13 protein-coding genes are annotated in these 15,228 nt (G+C 62.7%); 1 reads left to right on the forward strand and 12 read right to left on the reverse strand.

Annotated features, from left to right (window positions below; all coding sequences use genetic code 11):
- Window positions 1–135: 135 nt before the first annotated feature.
- The 5 genes from ACIPL0_RS07455 to ACIPL0_RS07475 form a co-directional block, all read right to left on the reverse strand.
- On the reverse strand, window positions 136–441 hold the full coding sequence (locus ACIPL0_RS07455) for a DUF1883 domain-containing protein (RefSeq protein WP_400595522.1): 306 nt from the start codon (window positions 439–441) through the stop codon (window positions 136–138).
- A gap of 221 nt (window positions 442–662) precedes the next feature.
- Window positions 663–2,045 carry an aspartate aminotransferase family protein gene (locus ACIPL0_RS07460; RefSeq protein WP_400595520.1) on the reverse strand — a complete coding sequence of 461 codons (1,383 nt, stop codon included), beginning with the start codon at window positions 2,043–2,045 and terminating at the stop codon, window positions 663–665.
- Window positions 2,046–2,150: 105 nt separating this feature from the next.
- Window positions 2,151–3,002, reverse strand: a complete 852-nt coding sequence (locus tag ACIPL0_RS07465; protein WP_400595518.1) for a response regulator transcription factor — start codon at window positions 3,000–3,002, stop codon at window positions 2,151–2,153.
- 905 nt (window positions 3,003–3,907) lie between these two features.
- Window positions 3,908–5,536 (reverse strand): GMC family oxidoreductase, encoded by a 1,629-nt coding sequence (locus ACIPL0_RS07470; RefSeq protein WP_400595516.1) that lies wholly within the window; start codon window positions 5,534–5,536, stop codon window positions 3,908–3,910.
- Window positions 5,536–6,933, reverse strand: a complete 1,398-nt coding sequence (locus ACIPL0_RS07475) for a purine-cytosine permease family protein (protein WP_400595514.1) — start codon at window positions 6,931–6,933, stop codon at window positions 5,536–5,538. Before ACIPL0_RS07475 ends, ACIPL0_RS07470 begins: the two co-directional genes overlap by 1 nt.
- A 586-nt stretch (window positions 6,934–7,519) precedes the next feature.
- Between ACIPL0_RS07475 and ACIPL0_RS07480 the strand changes: the two genes are divergently transcribed.
- Window positions 7,520–8,431 carry a LysR family transcriptional regulator gene (locus tag ACIPL0_RS07480; RefSeq protein ID WP_400595512.1) on the forward strand — a complete coding sequence of 304 codons (912 nt, stop codon included), beginning with the start codon at window positions 7,520–7,522 and terminating at the stop codon, window positions 8,429–8,431.
- A gap of 18 nt (window positions 8,432–8,449) precedes the next feature.
- Here ACIPL0_RS07480 and argE read toward each other — a convergent pair whose 3' ends face one another.
- From argE to ACIPL0_RS07515, 7 genes are all read right to left on the reverse strand, one after another.
- On the reverse strand, window positions 8,450–9,613 hold the full coding sequence (gene argE, locus ACIPL0_RS07485) for an acetylornithine deacetylase (protein ID WP_400595510.1): 1,164 nt from the start codon (window positions 9,611–9,613) through the stop codon (window positions 8,450–8,452).
- Window positions 9,610–10,287 carry a DUF1028 domain-containing protein gene (locus ACIPL0_RS07490; protein ID WP_400595508.1) on the reverse strand — a complete coding sequence of 226 codons (678 nt, stop codon included), beginning with the start codon at window positions 10,285–10,287 and terminating at the stop codon, window positions 9,610–9,612. The genes argE and ACIPL0_RS07490 overlap by 4 nt, the downstream gene beginning before the upstream one ends.
- A 13-nt stretch (window positions 10,288–10,300) precedes the next feature.
- Window positions 10,301–10,717 (reverse strand): RidA family protein, encoded by a 417-nt coding sequence (locus ACIPL0_RS07495; protein WP_400595506.1) that lies wholly within the window; start codon window positions 10,715–10,717, stop codon window positions 10,301–10,303.
- 66 nt (window positions 10,718–10,783) lie between these two features.
- Window positions 10,784–12,115: a flavin-containing monooxygenase gene (locus ACIPL0_RS07500; protein WP_400595504.1), complete on the reverse strand. Its 1,332-nt coding sequence runs from the start codon at window positions 12,113–12,115 to the stop codon at window positions 10,784–10,786.
- A 282-nt stretch (window positions 12,116–12,397) separates the two neighbouring features.
- Entirely contained in the window at window positions 12,398–13,231 is an 834-nt protein-coding gene (locus ACIPL0_RS07505; RefSeq protein ID WP_400595502.1) for an ABC transporter ATP-binding protein, read from the reverse strand.
- Window positions 13,219–14,022 carry an ABC transporter permease gene (locus ACIPL0_RS07510; protein WP_400595500.1) on the reverse strand — a complete coding sequence of 268 codons (804 nt, stop codon included), beginning with the start codon at window positions 14,020–14,022 and terminating at the stop codon, window positions 13,219–13,221. The genes ACIPL0_RS07505 and ACIPL0_RS07510 overlap by 13 nt, the downstream gene beginning before the upstream one ends.
- Window positions 14,023–14,037: 15 nt before the next feature.
- Window positions 14,038–14,961 carry an ABC transporter substrate-binding protein gene (locus tag ACIPL0_RS07515; RefSeq protein WP_400596037.1) on the reverse strand — a complete coding sequence of 308 codons (924 nt, stop codon included), beginning with the start codon at window positions 14,959–14,961 and terminating at the stop codon, window positions 14,038–14,040.
- Window positions 14,962–15,228: the final 267 nt, after the last annotated feature.

Genomic DNA, 15,228 nt, shown 5'->3' on the forward strand with positions numbered 1-15,228 from the left:
GAGATCGCTACCGCCTTGTAGGAGTGAGCTTGCTCGCGATGGCGGTCATTCAGGCGGGTAAGGTGGTGCCTGCAATATCAAGATCGCGAACAAGCTCACTCCTACAGGGCACGCCTCATGGTGCCCGGTAGCGTGTTACTCAGCCCCACCCTGCCGCGAACGGCGGATGATCTTGATCGAGTACTTGAGGTTGGGTTTGCGGGTCACGCTGATCGCGCGGCGGGTCACCGTGTCCAGGGTGATGTTCCAGAAACCGCTGCTCGGCGCAGGAATTTTCGCCGGAAAACGGTCGAACGCGCCGCCATGGTAGGTGTGCCGACCGCCGTTCTTGAAGCTGCGAAAGTTGGCGTCGTTCATGAGGCGGATGTTGCAGGGGCTGGAGCACTCGATGACGACGATATCGCCTTCGTTGAGCTGCTCACGCTGGTGAATGAATTTCACGGGAGGTCCACAGGTATCGAACAGAGTGGCGAGAATATCACGCGCAATCCCTGCGACCGCCAAACACTGTGGGAGGGAGCCCTGCTCGCGAAGGCGTCATGTCAGTCAATGTGATGTTGGCTGATCCAGCGCCTTCGCGAGCAGGGCTCCCTCCCACAGGGGACCGTGTGATAGCGAAAATCTGAGTGCTGCCACACGATCCATGTTTCACATCGCCGTCATCAAAACCGCCCCAACTCCTGCGCCGTACGGTCAACGGCAATCCGGGTTTTCTCCACCAGTTCATCAATCTCGGTGCGACCGGCCACCAGCGCCGGCGCCATGATCATCCGCCCCAGGGTAGAGCGAATGATCACGCCTTCCTCGAAACCGATGGTGCGGCAGCGCCAGGCGATGTCGTTCTCGTTGGCAAAACGCTTGCGCGTGGCCTTGTCGTCGACGAACTGCAGCGCTGCAACCAGGCCGGCGCCCTGCACTTCGCCCACCAGCGGATGCTGGCCGAACACCTCACGCAGGCAGCTCTGCAAGTAAGGGCCGGTGTCGTCCTTCACCCGGCTGACAATGCCTTCGTCACGCAGCGCCTTGAGGTTGGCAATCGCCACCGCCGCCGCCACCGGGTGCCCGGAATAGGTCAGGCCGTGGGCGAACACGCCGCCTTTTTCCACCAGAGCCTCGGCGATGCGCTTGCTCAGCACCAGCCCGCCCATGGGGATGTAACCGGACGTCAGGCCCTTGGCGATGGACAGGGTGTCCGGCTGGAAGCCGAAATGCTGATGGGCGAACCATTCGCCGGTACGACCGAAGCCACCGATCACCTCGTCGGCGCACAGCAGCACGTCGTACTGGCGGCAGATACGCTGGATTTCCGGCCAGTAGCTTTCCGGCGGGAAGATCATGCCGCCCGCACCCTGGAACGGCTCGGCAATGAAACCGGCAACGTTTTCCGCACCCAGTTCGAGGATTTTCTCTTCCAGTTGCAGCGCGCAACGCCGCCCGAATTCGGCCGGGGTCAGTTCACCACCCTGGGCGTACCAGTACGGTTCATCGATGTGCGCGACATCCGGGATCAGCCCGCCCATTTCGTGCATGAACTTCATTCCGCCCAGCGCCGTCGCCGCCAGGGTCGACCCGTGATAACCGTTCCAGCGCCCGATCATGATCTTCTTCTCGGGCTTGCCCATCACCTGCCAGTAACGGCGCACGGTGCGAATCAGCACTTCGTTGGCTTCGGAGCCGGAGTTGGTGTAGATCGCGTGGCTGTAGTGGCCGGGCAGCAGGCTGAACAGCAGCTCGGACAGTTCGACCACCGCCGGGTGGGTGGTGTGGAAGAACATGTTGTAGTACGCCAACTGGTCCATCTGCGAGGCGGCGGCCGCGGTCAGGTCCTTGCGGCCGTAACCAAGCTGGGTGCACCACAGGCCGGACATGCCATCCAGGTAGCGTTTGCCGTCGTTGTCCCACAGATGCAAGCCTTCGCCGCGCACCATTACCCGCGGACCTTCGGCGTTCAGCGCCTTCTGATCGAGAAAGGCATGGATATGGTGAGCAGCGTCGGCCGCCTGATAGTCGCGGGTGGTGCGCGGCGGATTGACCGGTGCGTTCATGGTGATGACTCCTGTTGTCGTGTTTTTTTCAGGCAACAGCCTGCCGTCAGGCCAAACCGAGGATTGGCCGGGGTGTGCTGCATATCGGGAAGTCTTGAGGTGGCGTCAGTGTCGGTGGTCGAGGTAATACGCCAGCGGGTCTTTCGACAGACCGTCCCGGGCCAGCGCCAGGGAGTTGATGAACAGTGAAAACAGCTCCGACTGACTGGAGATGTCCAGCTTCACGTAGATGTTCTTGCGGTGGGTCTTGATCGTGTCCTCGGACACGCCGAAACGCTGGGCCAGCGCCTTGCTCGAATAACCGCGCAGCAGCAACTGGACGATGCTGCATTCACGTTCGGTCAGCAGCGACGCGCCAAAATTGCTCAAGGCGCTGGTGATCTGCCGCTCGATCACGCTCTCGAAACGCCCACCCTGCCTCGGCGCCGTCAAGCCGCTCCAGTGCTGACCGACCACCGCCTGCAACCACGGCGTGATGCATTTGAGGTCACGCATCTGCGCGGTGCTGTAGTTGCCGGTGGTGGCGAGCTCGACGGCAATGGTCAGCTCGTCGCTCAGGTGCACGAAGTAATTCACTTCGTCCTCCAGGTGCGAGTGCTGGTAGAAGGTCAGGTAGTACTCGCTGCGCTTGAAGTGGTCCGGGGCGACATCGGCCAGTTGATAGCAACCGCCGTCCACGCCGTCCATCACCGCCCGGTAGAACGGGCACAGCAGGTAATGGCCTTCCAGATACTGGCGGATGCTGCCTTCCGGCAGCCAGGGTCCGTCGTCATCCGGTTCGATCAGTGCCGACGGCAGGCCGCGACGGGGGAACAGAAACACCATCGTGCCCTGGCTCGGTGCCAGGTAGCACAGTGCCGCGAACAGCGCTTCGACAAACCCCGGCTGGCCGATCTCGCGGGTCACCCCGGCGAGATGTGCATACCAGTCCGTGGAGGTCAGTCGATTGCTTGCCATGGTCGCAGCCTTGTGCGGTTGGGTGGATGCCGTGATGGCACCCGGTTTTGAGCGATCTTCTCACGGGCAAAGGGTGCGGCCTATCACCCTTTAGGGGGAGCCACGCTGCCGTTACCCGTAGGAGCGCGCTTGCCCGCGATCGGCTGTAGGAGCTGGCTTGCCCTGCGACCGGCGACGAAGTCGTCGTAAAACCTGTGCCTACGGTGTGTCTGATGCACCGCATGGTCTGCTAACGCAGCCTTGTTTCGCCTCACGGCGAGTTACTTGGAAAAGCCCCAAGTAACCAAGGGCTCTCTACCCCGCCATACGGCATCTCGCCTAGGCTCGATGTACCCTCACTCCGGCAATGCTCCGTGGGCACGCCGCGAATGGGCCATCCATGGCCCACGCGGCTCTCGCGACATCCTGTCGCTCGACCCACTCCACATCGCCTGCGTTCGGCCTTCTGGGACGGGGCCCCAACATCAAAATCAAAAGCTCGCCGAGGCGACCGACCGGTCGGCCTGCTCTGGATGAACGCATACAGTCTTGCGGGCCACGGATACCTGTGGGAGCGGGCTCGCCCGCGAAGGCGTCCTCAAGATTGCCGCCGCCGGCAAGCCGGACTGCTACGAAGCGGTGTGCGCCATCCGCGTTTGATTCTGGCCGAAGGCCGTGGGAGGGAGCTCTGCTCGCGATAGCGTCAACCCAGACAATGCTGCATCAACTGCCCCACCGTCATCGCGAGCAGAGCTCCCTCCCACAGAGATTTGTGGTGGCCGCAGCTTTGGGGTTTCCACGTCCTCGTAGAAGCCGGCTTGCTGGCGAACCGCGTCAAGTCAGCCGCTGAATTGGAAGCTGACACATCGCATTCGCCAGCAAGCCGGCGCCTACAGGTTTGGCCCACATCGCAACGCGTGCCCGGTCTATACGCTCAGCGCTGTCGCTGCTTTTTGTTCGGCGCCCACCCTCACCCACCCCAGAATCAGATCCGCTGCCTTCTCGCCGATCATGATGCACGGCGCATTGGTGTTGCCGCTGATCAGGGTCGGCATGATCGAGGCGTCGGCCACGCGCAGGCCTTGGAGGCCGTGGACTTTCAGCTCAGGGCTGACCACGCTCATGGGGTCGCTGCCCATTTTGCAGGTGCCCACCGGGTGGAAGACGGTGGCGGCGTGTGCGCGGATGTAGGTCAGCAGTTGTTCGTCGGTCTGCACCTGTTTGCCGGGCAGCATTTCGGTGCCGCGAATGCCGTCGAAGCCTTGATCGGCCAGGACCTTGCGCGCCAGTTTCAAACCTTCGACCAGTACGCGGCCATCTTCCGCGTTAGCAAGGAAGTTGAAATCGATAGCCATCTCGCCGTTAGCCTGCAAGCGGATTTCGCCGATGCTGCGCGGGCGCAGCACACAAGTGTGGACGGCGTAGCCGTGACCCCATTCAAACAGGCGCCCACGATGGCTGCGGTAGCCGGGCACGAAGTGGAATTGCACGTCCGGCAGCTCACCGGCCAGCGGCGTACGGGCAAAGCCGCCGGCTTCGACGTAGTTGGTGGTCAGCCAGCCCTTTCGGCCAAACAGGTAACGAAACGGCGCGCTGACGATGCTCGGCAATGCGCCAAGGGAAAAGCCCAAGGTCAGTGGCGATTTCGAGCGCACGGTAATCAGGCCGTCGAGGTGATCCTGCAGGTTCTTGCCCACCCCCGGCAGGTCGTGCAGCGGCGTGACACCCGCCTGTTCCAGCTCTCCCTTCGGGCCAATGCCGGAGGCCAATAGCAACTGCACGCTGCCCAAGGCGCCCGCGCTGAGGATCACTTCACGGCGGGCATGAATGATCGATTCACCCTGCCCGTCCACCACCCGCACACCAGTCACACGCTGGCCGTCCAGAACCACGCCCTTGACCGTGCAATCAGTGATGACCGTCAGGTTGCTGCGCTCCAGCACCGGCTGTACGAAAGCGCGGTAGCTGGACAGGCGCTTGCCGTCTTTCTGGGTGACGTTGTAGATGCCGACACCTTCGAAAGCGGCGCCGTTGAAGTCGTCGTTGCGGCGGATGCCACAACGCTCGGCGGCTTTGACGAACAGCCGCGACACCGGATTCGGCTCGCGGGGCTGGTCCACGCACAGCTCACCCTGGGTGCCGTGATAATGCAGATCCTGCCCCAGCAGATTGCACTCTGACTTCCTGAAGTACGGCAGCAGGCTGTTCCAGTCCCAGCCGGGGCAACCGGCGGCGGCCCAGCGATCGTAATCGCTGGCATGCCCACGGATGTAGATCATGCTATTCATCGAGCTGGAACCACCGAGCATCTTGCCCCGTGGTGTGTGCAGCCGACGGTTGTCGAGCTGTTTCTGCGGCGTGGAAAAGAAATTCCAGCTGTACTTGCGGCTCTTGTACAGAGTGATGGTGCCGGCCGGGGTCTGGATGCGCACGTTGTTGTCGTGGCTGCCGCCTTCGATCAGGCACACGCGGTTCTGCGGGTCGGCACTCAACCGGTTGGCCAGCACGCAGCCGGCCGAGCCCGCGCCGACGATGATGTAGTCGTATGCGTTCATCAGACACTCCCTTGCATGATTGAAGTGATGCGCGAAGCACGGCGTTTGCTGGCCCACCAGTACAGCGGCGAAATCACCGCCAGACCCACCAGCCAGGAGATATCGGCACCGCCCAGCGCGCGGGCCGCGACGCCGGTGTACAGCTCGGTGGCCATGAACGGCACCTGCACCAGCACACCGAGCACATAGCAGCTCACGGCGGTCCAGTTGAAGTAGCCATAGATGCCGCCATCACGGCGGAAGAACGACGCCACGTCGTACTGACCATGGGCAACCAGGTAGTAATCGACCAGGTTGATCGCGGTCCACGGCACCAGCACGTAAAGCAGCAACAGAATGAAGTTGGTGTAGTTGACCATGAAGTCGTCCTGACCCAGCAAGGCCAGCGCCAGGGAAATGCCGAACAGCACCAGTGCGGTGATTGCCCGCGCCGAGGCACCGGCGGCCCAGGTCGGGATCAGGGTCTGGCCGACGGTGATGGTCGAGAGCGTGCCGCAGTACAGGTTCATGGCGTTGGTCGCGGCAATGCCGGTGGCGAACACCACCACGACCAGCGCGCTGATGCTGCCGGTCATGCTGACCAGTCCGTCGATCACGTTGCCTTCCACCGACAGACCGACCAGCACGCCGAGGGTCATCGGCAGGATCGAGCCCAGGCAGCAGCCCCAGTAACTGGCCCAGAACGCCGGGCGCGCACCGGTATCTGCCGGCATGTAGCGCGAATAGTCGGAAACATACGGCGCATACGCCAACTGCCACAGCGCTGCCACCGACAGGGTGCCGAGAAACCTGGCCATGCTGAACTCGCCACGGCTGAGGAAATCCTGCGGCAAGCCGTGTACCGCCATGATCCAGACAAACGCCAGCAGCAACACCGCACCGGAGGCATACGCCATGACCCGCGTATAGGCATGGATCAGGCGATAGCCGAAGATGGTGGCGATCACGCTGATCACTCCCACCAGAACAATTGCGCCGTTACTGGAAAACACCGGAAAGCGGCTGTGCAGCGACTGTCCGCCCAGCACCAGGTTGGAGGCGAAAAAGCCCAGGTACATGATCACCACCAGCCCCACCACCAACAGCGAGCCAAAGGAGCCGAACTGACCACGGGTCTGCACCATCTGCGGCACACCAAGCTGTGGCCCTTGCGCGGAATGCAGGGCCATGAACACGCCGCCGATCAGGTTGCCCAGCACCAGCGCGAGCATCGCCGAGAGAAACGGCATCTTGAACACCGTCACCGCCAGCGCACCGGTGACCACGGTCAGGACCATGATGTTGGAGCCGAACCAGATGGTGAACAGGTCGCGCGGCCGACCGTGGCGTTGGTCGGCGGGGATGGGTTGAATGGTCGAGAGTTCCAGTGAAGCGGGCTTGAGATCGGAATCGTGCATGGTATTCGCTCGTTGACTGCGCAAGGCATGGGGATTGCTGGCAGAAGGGCAATAAGTGCGCCCGCTTGATCGTTGTTGTTCTGCGATGCCTGGCGGCACCGGGCAAATCCAGTGTGCCGAGAGTGTCTGGCGGGCGAAATTCGTAAATATGTTCCGTCTGGCGAAGAAAAAACTTATGACTGGCGCACCAGATCGGTGCGGATGGATTAGTTTTTATAAGGCGCCTGAAGATAAAAAAGCTCATACCGCAGACGGAGCGTGTCGCCGGATAATCGGGGTAAGCCTTGCCGGTTTTGCGGTTGCCCTCTAACGGGGCTGACACCCGACCCGTAGGAGCGCGCTTGCCCGCGATGGCGTCTTCGATATCGCTGCCGCTGGCAAGCCGGACTGCTACGGAGCGATCGGCGCATACCTGTAGGAGCTGGCTTGTCCTGCGAGCGGCTGCGCAGCAGTCGTAAAACCTGCGCATGCGGTGTGACAGGCAGACCGCATGTGCAGGTTTTACGACGACGTTGTCGCCGGTCGCAGGACAAGCCAGCTCCTACAAGGTGGCACGTACATTTCGGAATGTTGATGAGAGGACTCTGTGGCTGCCTATAACCTTCGCCAGTTGAAGTACTTCACCGCCGTGGTCGAATGCGGCAGCGTCGCCGAGGCGTCGCGCAAGCTGTATATCGCGCAGCCTTCGGTGTCGACCGCGATTCGCCAGCTCGAAGACAGTTTCAACGTCCAGCTGTTTATCCGTCAGCACGCCAACGGCATGTCTCTGACCCCGGCCGGCACCCGCTTCTACCGCAAGGCGCAGGAGTTGCTGCGCATGGCCCACGAGTTCGAGCAGAACGCCCTGGCCGACAACGATGTGGTGGCCGGGCAGATCGACATCGGCTGCTATGAAACCGTCGCGCCGCTGTACCTGCCAAGGCTGATCGCCGGTTTTCGCGAGCGCTGGCCGGGGGTGGAAATCCGCATCCGTGATGGCGACCAGCAGGAACTGATTCAGGCCCTCACGGGTGGCAGCATCGACCTGGCCATGCTGTTCGAGCACGACCTGGATCACACCATCGAAACCGCGCCGCTGATGCCTCCGCAGCAACCCTACGCGCTGCTGCCGGCCGACCACCGCTTCGCCCATCAATCGAAGGTGTCGCTGCATGACCTGGTGCTGGAGCCGATGATCCTGCTGGATACCCTGCCCAGCCGCACCTACTTCGTCAGCATCTTCACCGAACGCGGGCTTTCGCCGCACATCACCTTCAGCTCGCCGTCCATCGAGATGGTGCGCGGCATGGTTGCGCAGGGCTTCGGTTTCTCGATTCTGGTGACCAAGCCGTTCTCCAACTACACCTACGACGGCAAACAGGTGGTGTGCATTCCGCTGGCCGAGGAAGTCACCGGCTCCGGGCTGTCGGCAGCGTGGCTGCGGCGCTCGCAACTGACCAAGCCGGCGCAGTTGTTTGTCGAGCATTGCATCAACGAATTGGCGCAGATTGTTCGCTAAGGGAGGAAAACCAGCCCTTTAAACGGGCTGGTTGTTTTGCAGGAAGGCCAGCACGCGTAGCAGCATCTGATCGCAGGCACCCAGTTGTGCCACGCTGACGAACTCATCGGGCTTGTGCCCCTGATCCATGCTGCCCGGCCCGCACACCACCGTGGCGATGCCAACCTCATCGAACAGGCCGCCTTCGGTGCCGAACGCCACTGTGCCGAATGCCTGTGAACCGCAAAACTGTGCGATCCATTCGGCGGCCTGGCTCTGCGCCGAGGTGGCAAGGCCCGGATAACTCGACAGCTCGCTGAAACGGATATCGCTCTGCGTACTGACCGCACGCATGGCCGGCAGCAAGGTATCGGCGGCGTAACGCTGCAACTGCTCGGCGATCTGCCAGGGATTCATCTGCGGCAGCGCTCGCACTTCAAAATCGAAACGGCAGTCCTGCGGCACGATGTTCAGCGCCTTGCCGCCGCTGATCACGCCGGTTTGCACCGTGGAAAATGGCGGGTCGAAACGGGCGTCGTGCAGTTCCGGGGCTTTGAGCGCATCGCCGATACGGCCCAGCTCGGCGATCAGCCGCGCGGCGTACTCGATGGCATTGACCCCTTGCGGCGCGTAGGCCGAATGACAGGCCGCGCCATGCACATCGCAACGCATCGCCAGCTTGCCCTTGTGGCCGAGCATCGGCTTGAGGCCGGTGGGCTCGCCGATCACGCACAGCAGCGGTTTGACCGGACGTTCACGCAGCACATCGAGCAACGAACGCACGCCCAGGCAACCGACCTCTTCGTCATAAGAAAGGGCAATGTGCAGCGGTCTGCTCAGCTCGACCTGAACGGCCGCCGGCACCAGCGCCAGCACGCAGGCGATATAGCCTTTCATGTCGGCAGTGCCACGGCCGTAGAGATGGCCGTCCAGCTCGGTCAACTCGAACGGCGGCACGTTCCAGGCCTGACCGTCGACCGGCACCACGTCGGTGTGCCCGGACAGCACGATGCCCGGCACAGTGGCCGGGCCGAGGGTGGCGAACAGATTGGCTTTAGTGCGTTCCGCGTTGTAGATCAGCTCGCAGGGCACATCGAAACCCGCCAGGTAATCGCGGACGAACTCGATCAGCGCCAGATTCGATTCGCGGCTGGTGGTGTCGAAGGCCACCAGCCGCGCCAGCAGCTCACGGCTGCGGCTCATCGCTCGTCTCCGGGCACGCCGTAGCCGGGCGCCTTGGCCGGGTCGAGGGCGCGGTCGATGTAATCCTGCATTTGCGGGCGATAGGCCTGCCACAGCGTGTTCAACTCGCCGATGGGGTCTTCATTGGCCCAGTCGACCCGCAGATTGACGATGGGCCAGACCAGTTCGCCGACCACCACCAGCGCCGCCGAATGCACCGGCCCGGCTTCGCCGCCCTCGCCCACGCCGTCCTGCATCGCCGCCAGCAGACGGTCCGCCAGTTGCCCTTCGGCCTGTTCGAAGGCACGGACCATGGCTTCGATCACGCCGGGGCTGGCGAGCATGTTGCCGGCCGCCACGCACTGCTCACCGCTGATGGCGTTATGCACACCCAGGGTTTCGGCGCCGCTGAAATGCGCGGTGCGGCCCAGATGGTCAATGGCGGTGACCTGGCGGTACTGGCTGTAGCCGTTGCGGGTCAGCACCTTGTCCAGCGCTTCGGCCGGTGACAGGTGCTGCTCCAGCAGGTCCAGCGTGTCCGGGCCCAGCGACGGCAAGGTGATGTTCTGCGAGGCGACCGCGCCGACACCCGGACGCAGCCACGGGCAACGCGCGCCGACGGCGATGCTCGACGAACTGATGGCGATGCCAAACTGGCCGGTGCTTTCACAGCGGGCAACGATGGAAAAGGTCATGGTGCGGCTCCTGTCAGTCGGGAATCACGGCGATCACGTCGATTTCCATCAACCACTGCGGCTGGCCAAGGGCCGACACCACCAGCCCGGTGGAAATCGGAAACACGCCCTTGAGCCACTTGCCGACTTCGCGGTAGACCGGCTCGCGGTAGCGCGGGTCGATGATGTAAGTGGTGGTCTTGACGATGTGCGACAGGTCGCTGCCCGCCTCTTCCAGCAGTTGCTTGACGTTTTTCATGGCCTGCTCGGCCTGGGCGGCCGGGTCGCCCAGACCGACCAGATTGCCGTCGAAGTCGGTGCCGACCTGACCGCGCACGTACACAGTATTGCCGGCACGCACGGCCTGGCACAGGTCGTTGTCCAGCGTCTGGTTCGGGTAGGTGTCCTTGGTGTTGAACATGCGAATGCGAGTGTGTGTCGGGGTGGCCATTGCGGGCTCCTGGGTGCGACGCGCGGCTGACGGGCCGCGCGGTCATAGGTTATGAGTCTTGAAGAATCAGGCGGTGGCTTTGTTCTGGCTGGCGACGCTGTGCAACGGCGTGACGTTGGGCTTGGTCGCTTCGGCCTTGCGCTCGCCGGCATCGTGGTAGTGCTGGTACGAACGCTGAGTGGCGATGTGGCCGGCCACGTGCTTGGCGTCGTGCCACACGCCCCAGATGAACGCCGAGCCCCGGCGCGACAGCCACGGCAGGCCAACGAAATAGATGCCCGGCTCGCTGCCGACGCCGCGTTGATGGCGCGGCTTGCCCTTGGCGTCGAAGGCATCGACCTGCAGCCAGCTGTAATCCACCGCATAACCGGTGGCCCAGATGATCGAACCGACCCCGGCGGCGGCCAGATCCAGTTCGCGCAGCGGTTCACTGATGCAGGCAGCATCGGCCACACGCTCACGGGCCGACGGTTCCAGCGGCAGGTCCAGACCGTTGCGCTCGACGTACGCGTCGGCAGCGTCCAGCAGCGCCAGGTAATTTTCGTCGCCACGGTCAAGATTTTCGTTGAGGTCCTGCTTGAAGGTGACCTTGCCGTTTTCAAAGCTTTCGGTCAGGCCGACCAGCGTCATGCCGGCCTGAGCCAGACGGCGAAAGTCCACGGTATGACCGCCCCGGGCACCGCTGACGGCGATGGTCACGTGCTCGCGGCCCGGCTGCATGGTTTCGGTGTCCCACAGGCCCAACACGCCCAGCCACCAGCAGAAATCACGGTTGCGATAGCCGCGCGGCGGACGGTCATGGGGGCCGACGGACAGGTACACCTGCTTGCCGGCACGCAGCAGTTCTTCGGCGATCTGCACCCCGGAAGAACCGGCGCCCACCACCAGCACCGCGCCCTCCGGCAGTTGCTGCGGGTTGAAATAGTCCGCCGAGTGAATCTGGTACAGACCACTGTCTTTCGGCGCGATGGGCGGAATCACCGGTTTCTGGAACGGGCCAGTGGCGGCCACCACGCGGCGGGCCTGAATCGTGCCTTCGGAGGTTTCCACGGTGAAGCCCGGGCGCCCGACATTGCGGGTGACGCGCTTGACGTCGACACCGGTGCGGATCGGTGCGTTGATCTTTTTCGCGTAGGTTTCAAAGTACGCGGCGACCTGTTCCTTGCCGGCAAAACCATCGGGGTGGATGTCGAATTCCAGCCCCGGAAAACGGTCATGCCAGGCCGGACCGTTGGCGACCAGCGAATCCCAGCGGCCACTGCGCCAGGCTTCGGCGATGCGGCTGCGTTCCAGCACCAGGTGCGGCACGCCCTGATTGCTCAAATGTTCGCTCATGGCGACCCCGGCCTGGCCGGCGCCCACCACAAGGGTATCGATTTCGGTGTTATTCAATGGCATGGGTAATGTCCTTCACCAGGGCCTGGCGCGATTGCATGAATAAATGTGGTGCTAAGCGCAGACTAAGTAGCGCCTGGTCATCGGTAAATTATTATTAAACGTGTGCCTGACCATAATTATTCGATAGGCACAGGCGGTAACTTTCACGATTAAACAACGACAACTTTCCCGTACTTTCCTGTCGCAGTCCGGCTTGCCGGCGGAGGCGTTGTATCTGCGGATACCCATCAACTTGATAGATCGCCATCGCCGGCAAGCCGGACTGTTACGGGGTGTACGGCGTCAATGGGCGACTTGTAGATCGTCGTGCAACAACCCGAGGATCTGCCGCTTCATTTCGATGAATTCACGATCCATCACCATGTCCATGTCCCGCGGCCGGGCCATGGGCACGTCGAGTTCCTGCTTGATCCGCCCCGGCCGCGCGCCCATCACGTAGACCCGGTCGCCGAGCAGAATGGCTTCGTCGATATCATGGGTGACGAACACCACGGTTTTCTTGCTGTGCTCCCAGACCCGCAACAACAGCTGTTGCATCTGCATGCGCGTCTGGCTGTCGAGGGCGCCGAAGGGTTCGTCCATCAGCAGGATCTGCGGGTCATTGGCCAGCGCCCGGGCAATCGCCACGCGTTGCATCATGCCGCCGGACAGCTGCTTGGGATAACGCTCGGCAAACGCGGTCAGGCCCACTTCGTCGAGGTAGTAATCGACGATCTCCTTGCGCTGGGCCGCCGCCATGCCTTTGCGCTTGAGGCCGAAGGCGATGTTTTCCCGCACCGTCAACCAGGGAAACAGCGTGTAGCTCTGGAACACCATGCCGCGATCGGCACCCGGCCCGCTCACCTGCTGCCCGCCGACGCGGATGCTGCCGGAGGTCGGTTCGCCCAGCCCGGCGGTGAGGTACAGCAGGCTCGACTTGCCGCAGCCCGAAGGGCCGACCAGCACGGCAAACTGCTGATCCGGCACGTTCAGCGACACGTTCTCCAGCGCGGTGAAGGTATTGCCGTCCGGGCTGCGATAACGCAGGCAGACCTGATCCACCTCAAGGCGCGGCTGCGCGCTGACCGGTTGCGGCGCGATGTGCACCTGTTTATGCATAGCGGTTATTGCGCCCATGACACCACCTTCAGTCGAAGCAGTCGGAACAATTGGTCGGTCAGCAGCCCCAGCAGGCCGATGACCGCAATGGCGAGGAAGATCACATCGACCTGGAAGCCGCGCATGGCCTTGAGGCTGATGTAGCCCAGACCGCTGGAGGCCGCCACCAGCTCGGCGACCACCAGGTAGGTCCAGGCCCAGCCCATGGTCACCCGCAGGGTGTCGAGCACACCGGGCAGCGATGCCGGGCCGAGGACGTGGAGGATCACGTCGCGGCGGGTCGAACCCAGGGTGTACGAGGCGTTGATCAGGTCCTTGGAAACGCCCTTGGACACGTCGGCGATCATCACCAGTTGCTGGAAGAACACGCCGAAGATGATCACCGTGACCCGCTGTTCCAGGCCGATGCCGATCCACAGAATGAACAGTGGCACGAACGAGGTCACCGGCAGGTAGCGGATGAAGTTAACCAGCGGTTCGAGAAACGCCTGCACCACCCGGAAGCTGCCCATCAGCAGGCCCAGCGGCACGGCGAATACCGACGACACGGCAAAGCCGATCAGCACCACTTCGACGCTGGCCAGCACGTGTTTGCCCAGGGTGCCGTCGGCGCTCAGCCGCCACGCCGCGTCGATCACCGCGCCCGGTGTCGGCAGGAACATGGTCGGCACCACGCCGCCGTAGGACAGCCCGGCCCAGAGGCCGAACACCAGAATCCAGCCGAGGGCGCTGGTGGCCAGCACCAGCGCCGCCGGCAGTTCCACTTTCGGGGTCAGGCAGCGGCTGACCCATGATTTGCGATCAATCATCACAGAGTCTCCGCGTTATTGCGTGACGAAACGGGTGTCGACCAGATCGCCATAGGAGACGTCGAGGGTCTTGTTCTGCAGGCTGCTCCAGGTGTCGTCGGCCAGACGAATGATGCCGGCGATGTCGCCCTGCTTGTTGGCGGTGCCGAGCAGCGCTTCGCTCATGGGCTGGTCATAGAAGCGCACGCCCTTGGCGGCAGCAGCCAGTTCTTTCGGATCGGCGAGGTAGCCGCCAACGCCCTTGGCCATGATCTTGTAGGCTTCTTCCGGATGGTCATGGGTGTACTGCACGGCCTTGTACAGGCCCTTGACCAGCGCCTTGACGTCGTTCGGCTGCTTGTCGATCACATCGCAGGTCAGCGCCACCACATCGACGATCACCCCCGGCGTGGTGCTGCTGTCGACCAGCACTTTGCCCTGGCCTTTCTGGCGCACCAGCGACAGGTGCGGCTCCCAGGTGACGGCCGCAGGGACACGGCCGGCGATAAAGGCGGTGGCAGCGTCATCAGCGGTCATGTTCTGCACGTCGAGGTCGCTCATCTTCATGCCGTTCTGCTTGAGCAGGTACGACAGCCAGAACTGCGACACCGAGCCTTCGTTGACGGCGATGGACTTGCCGACCAGATCCTTGATATTGCCGACGTCCTTGCCCACCAGCAGACCGTCGCCGCCATGGCTTTCATCCAGCGCTACGACGGCCTTGAAGCAGAAGTCCTTGCTGCGGTACTTGAGGATTTCGTCGATGGTCGAGGCCGAGCCGGACAACTGCCCGGAGGCCTGGGCGGCCATGTACATCGAAGCTTCTTCCATGGTCGACAGCTTGACGTCCAGGCCCTGTTCCTTGAAGTAACCCAGGTCGCGGGCCAGGTACAGCGTGCCGTAGCCGACCCAGGTGGTGTGGCCGATGGACAGCGTGCCGGCCTCGGCGGCGCCGATCATGCCGACGGCCAGCGCTGCTGCACACAAGGTTTTGTTGAAAGACACTTTTCGCAAGTTGATGGACATGATGAAACGCACTCCCGCTGCCTGTTGGATTGTTGTTTGTTTGCTTGGCAGTACCGGCCATTGGCCAAAAAAGAGTTGCATCGCGCCCGCTTCGAAAGAGCCGGCGGCAAGTTGTTCAGTGCTGGGTTTGATATTCCTTGAAGTTGATCAAGAGCGGAAATATCAAATATGTGGCGGGGGTATAGGGAAAATATTCGAGGC

It is taken from the genome of Pseudomonas sp. NPDC090208 (assembly GCF_044746785.1).
GTDB lineage: Bacteria > Pseudomonadota > Gammaproteobacteria > Pseudomonadales > Pseudomonadaceae > Aquipseudomonas.

Excerpts from the sequence above, each read along its gene's own strand:
- ACIPL0_RS07500 (WP_400595504.1), bottom strand. The coding sequence starts at position 12,115 with ATGCCATTGAATAACACCGAAATCGATACCCTTGTGGTGGGCGCCGGC.
- ACIPL0_RS07490 (WP_400595508.1), bottom strand. The coding sequence starts at position 10,287 with ATGACCTTTTCCATCGTTGCCCGCTGTGAAAGCACCGGCCAGTTTGGC.
- ACIPL0_RS07510 (WP_400595500.1), bottom strand. The coding sequence starts at position 14,022 with ATGATTGATCGCAAATCATGGGTCAGCCGCTGCCTGACCCCGAAAGTG.
- ACIPL0_RS07475 (WP_400595514.1), bottom strand. The coding sequence starts at position 6,933 with ATGCACGATTCCGATCTCAAGCCCGCTTCACTGGAACTCTCGACCATT.
- ACIPL0_RS07465 (WP_400595518.1), bottom strand. The coding sequence starts at position 3,002 with ATGGCAAGCAATCGACTGACCTCCACGGACTGGTATGCACATCTCGCC.
- ACIPL0_RS07495 (WP_400595506.1), bottom strand. The coding sequence starts at position 10,717 with ATGGCCACCCCGACACACACTCGCATTCGCATGTTCAACACCAAGGAC.
- ACIPL0_RS07470 (WP_400595516.1), bottom strand. The coding sequence starts at position 5,536 with ATGAACGCATACGACTACATCATCGTCGGCGCGGGCTCGGCCGGCTGC.
- ACIPL0_RS07515 (WP_400596037.1), bottom strand. The coding sequence starts at position 14,961 with ATGATCGGCGCCGCCGAGGCCGGCACGCTGTCCATCGGCCACACCACC.
- argE (WP_400595510.1), bottom strand. The coding sequence starts at position 9,613 with ATGAGCCGCAGCCGTGAGCTGCTGGCGCGGCTGGTGGCCTTCGACACC.
- ACIPL0_RS07460 (WP_400595520.1), bottom strand. The coding sequence starts at position 2,045 with ATGAACGCACCGGTCAATCCGCCGCGCACCACCCGCGACTATCAGGCG.
- ACIPL0_RS07505 (WP_400595502.1), bottom strand. The coding sequence starts at position 13,231 with ATGGGCGCAATAACCGCTATGCATAAACAGGTGCACATCGCGCCGCAA.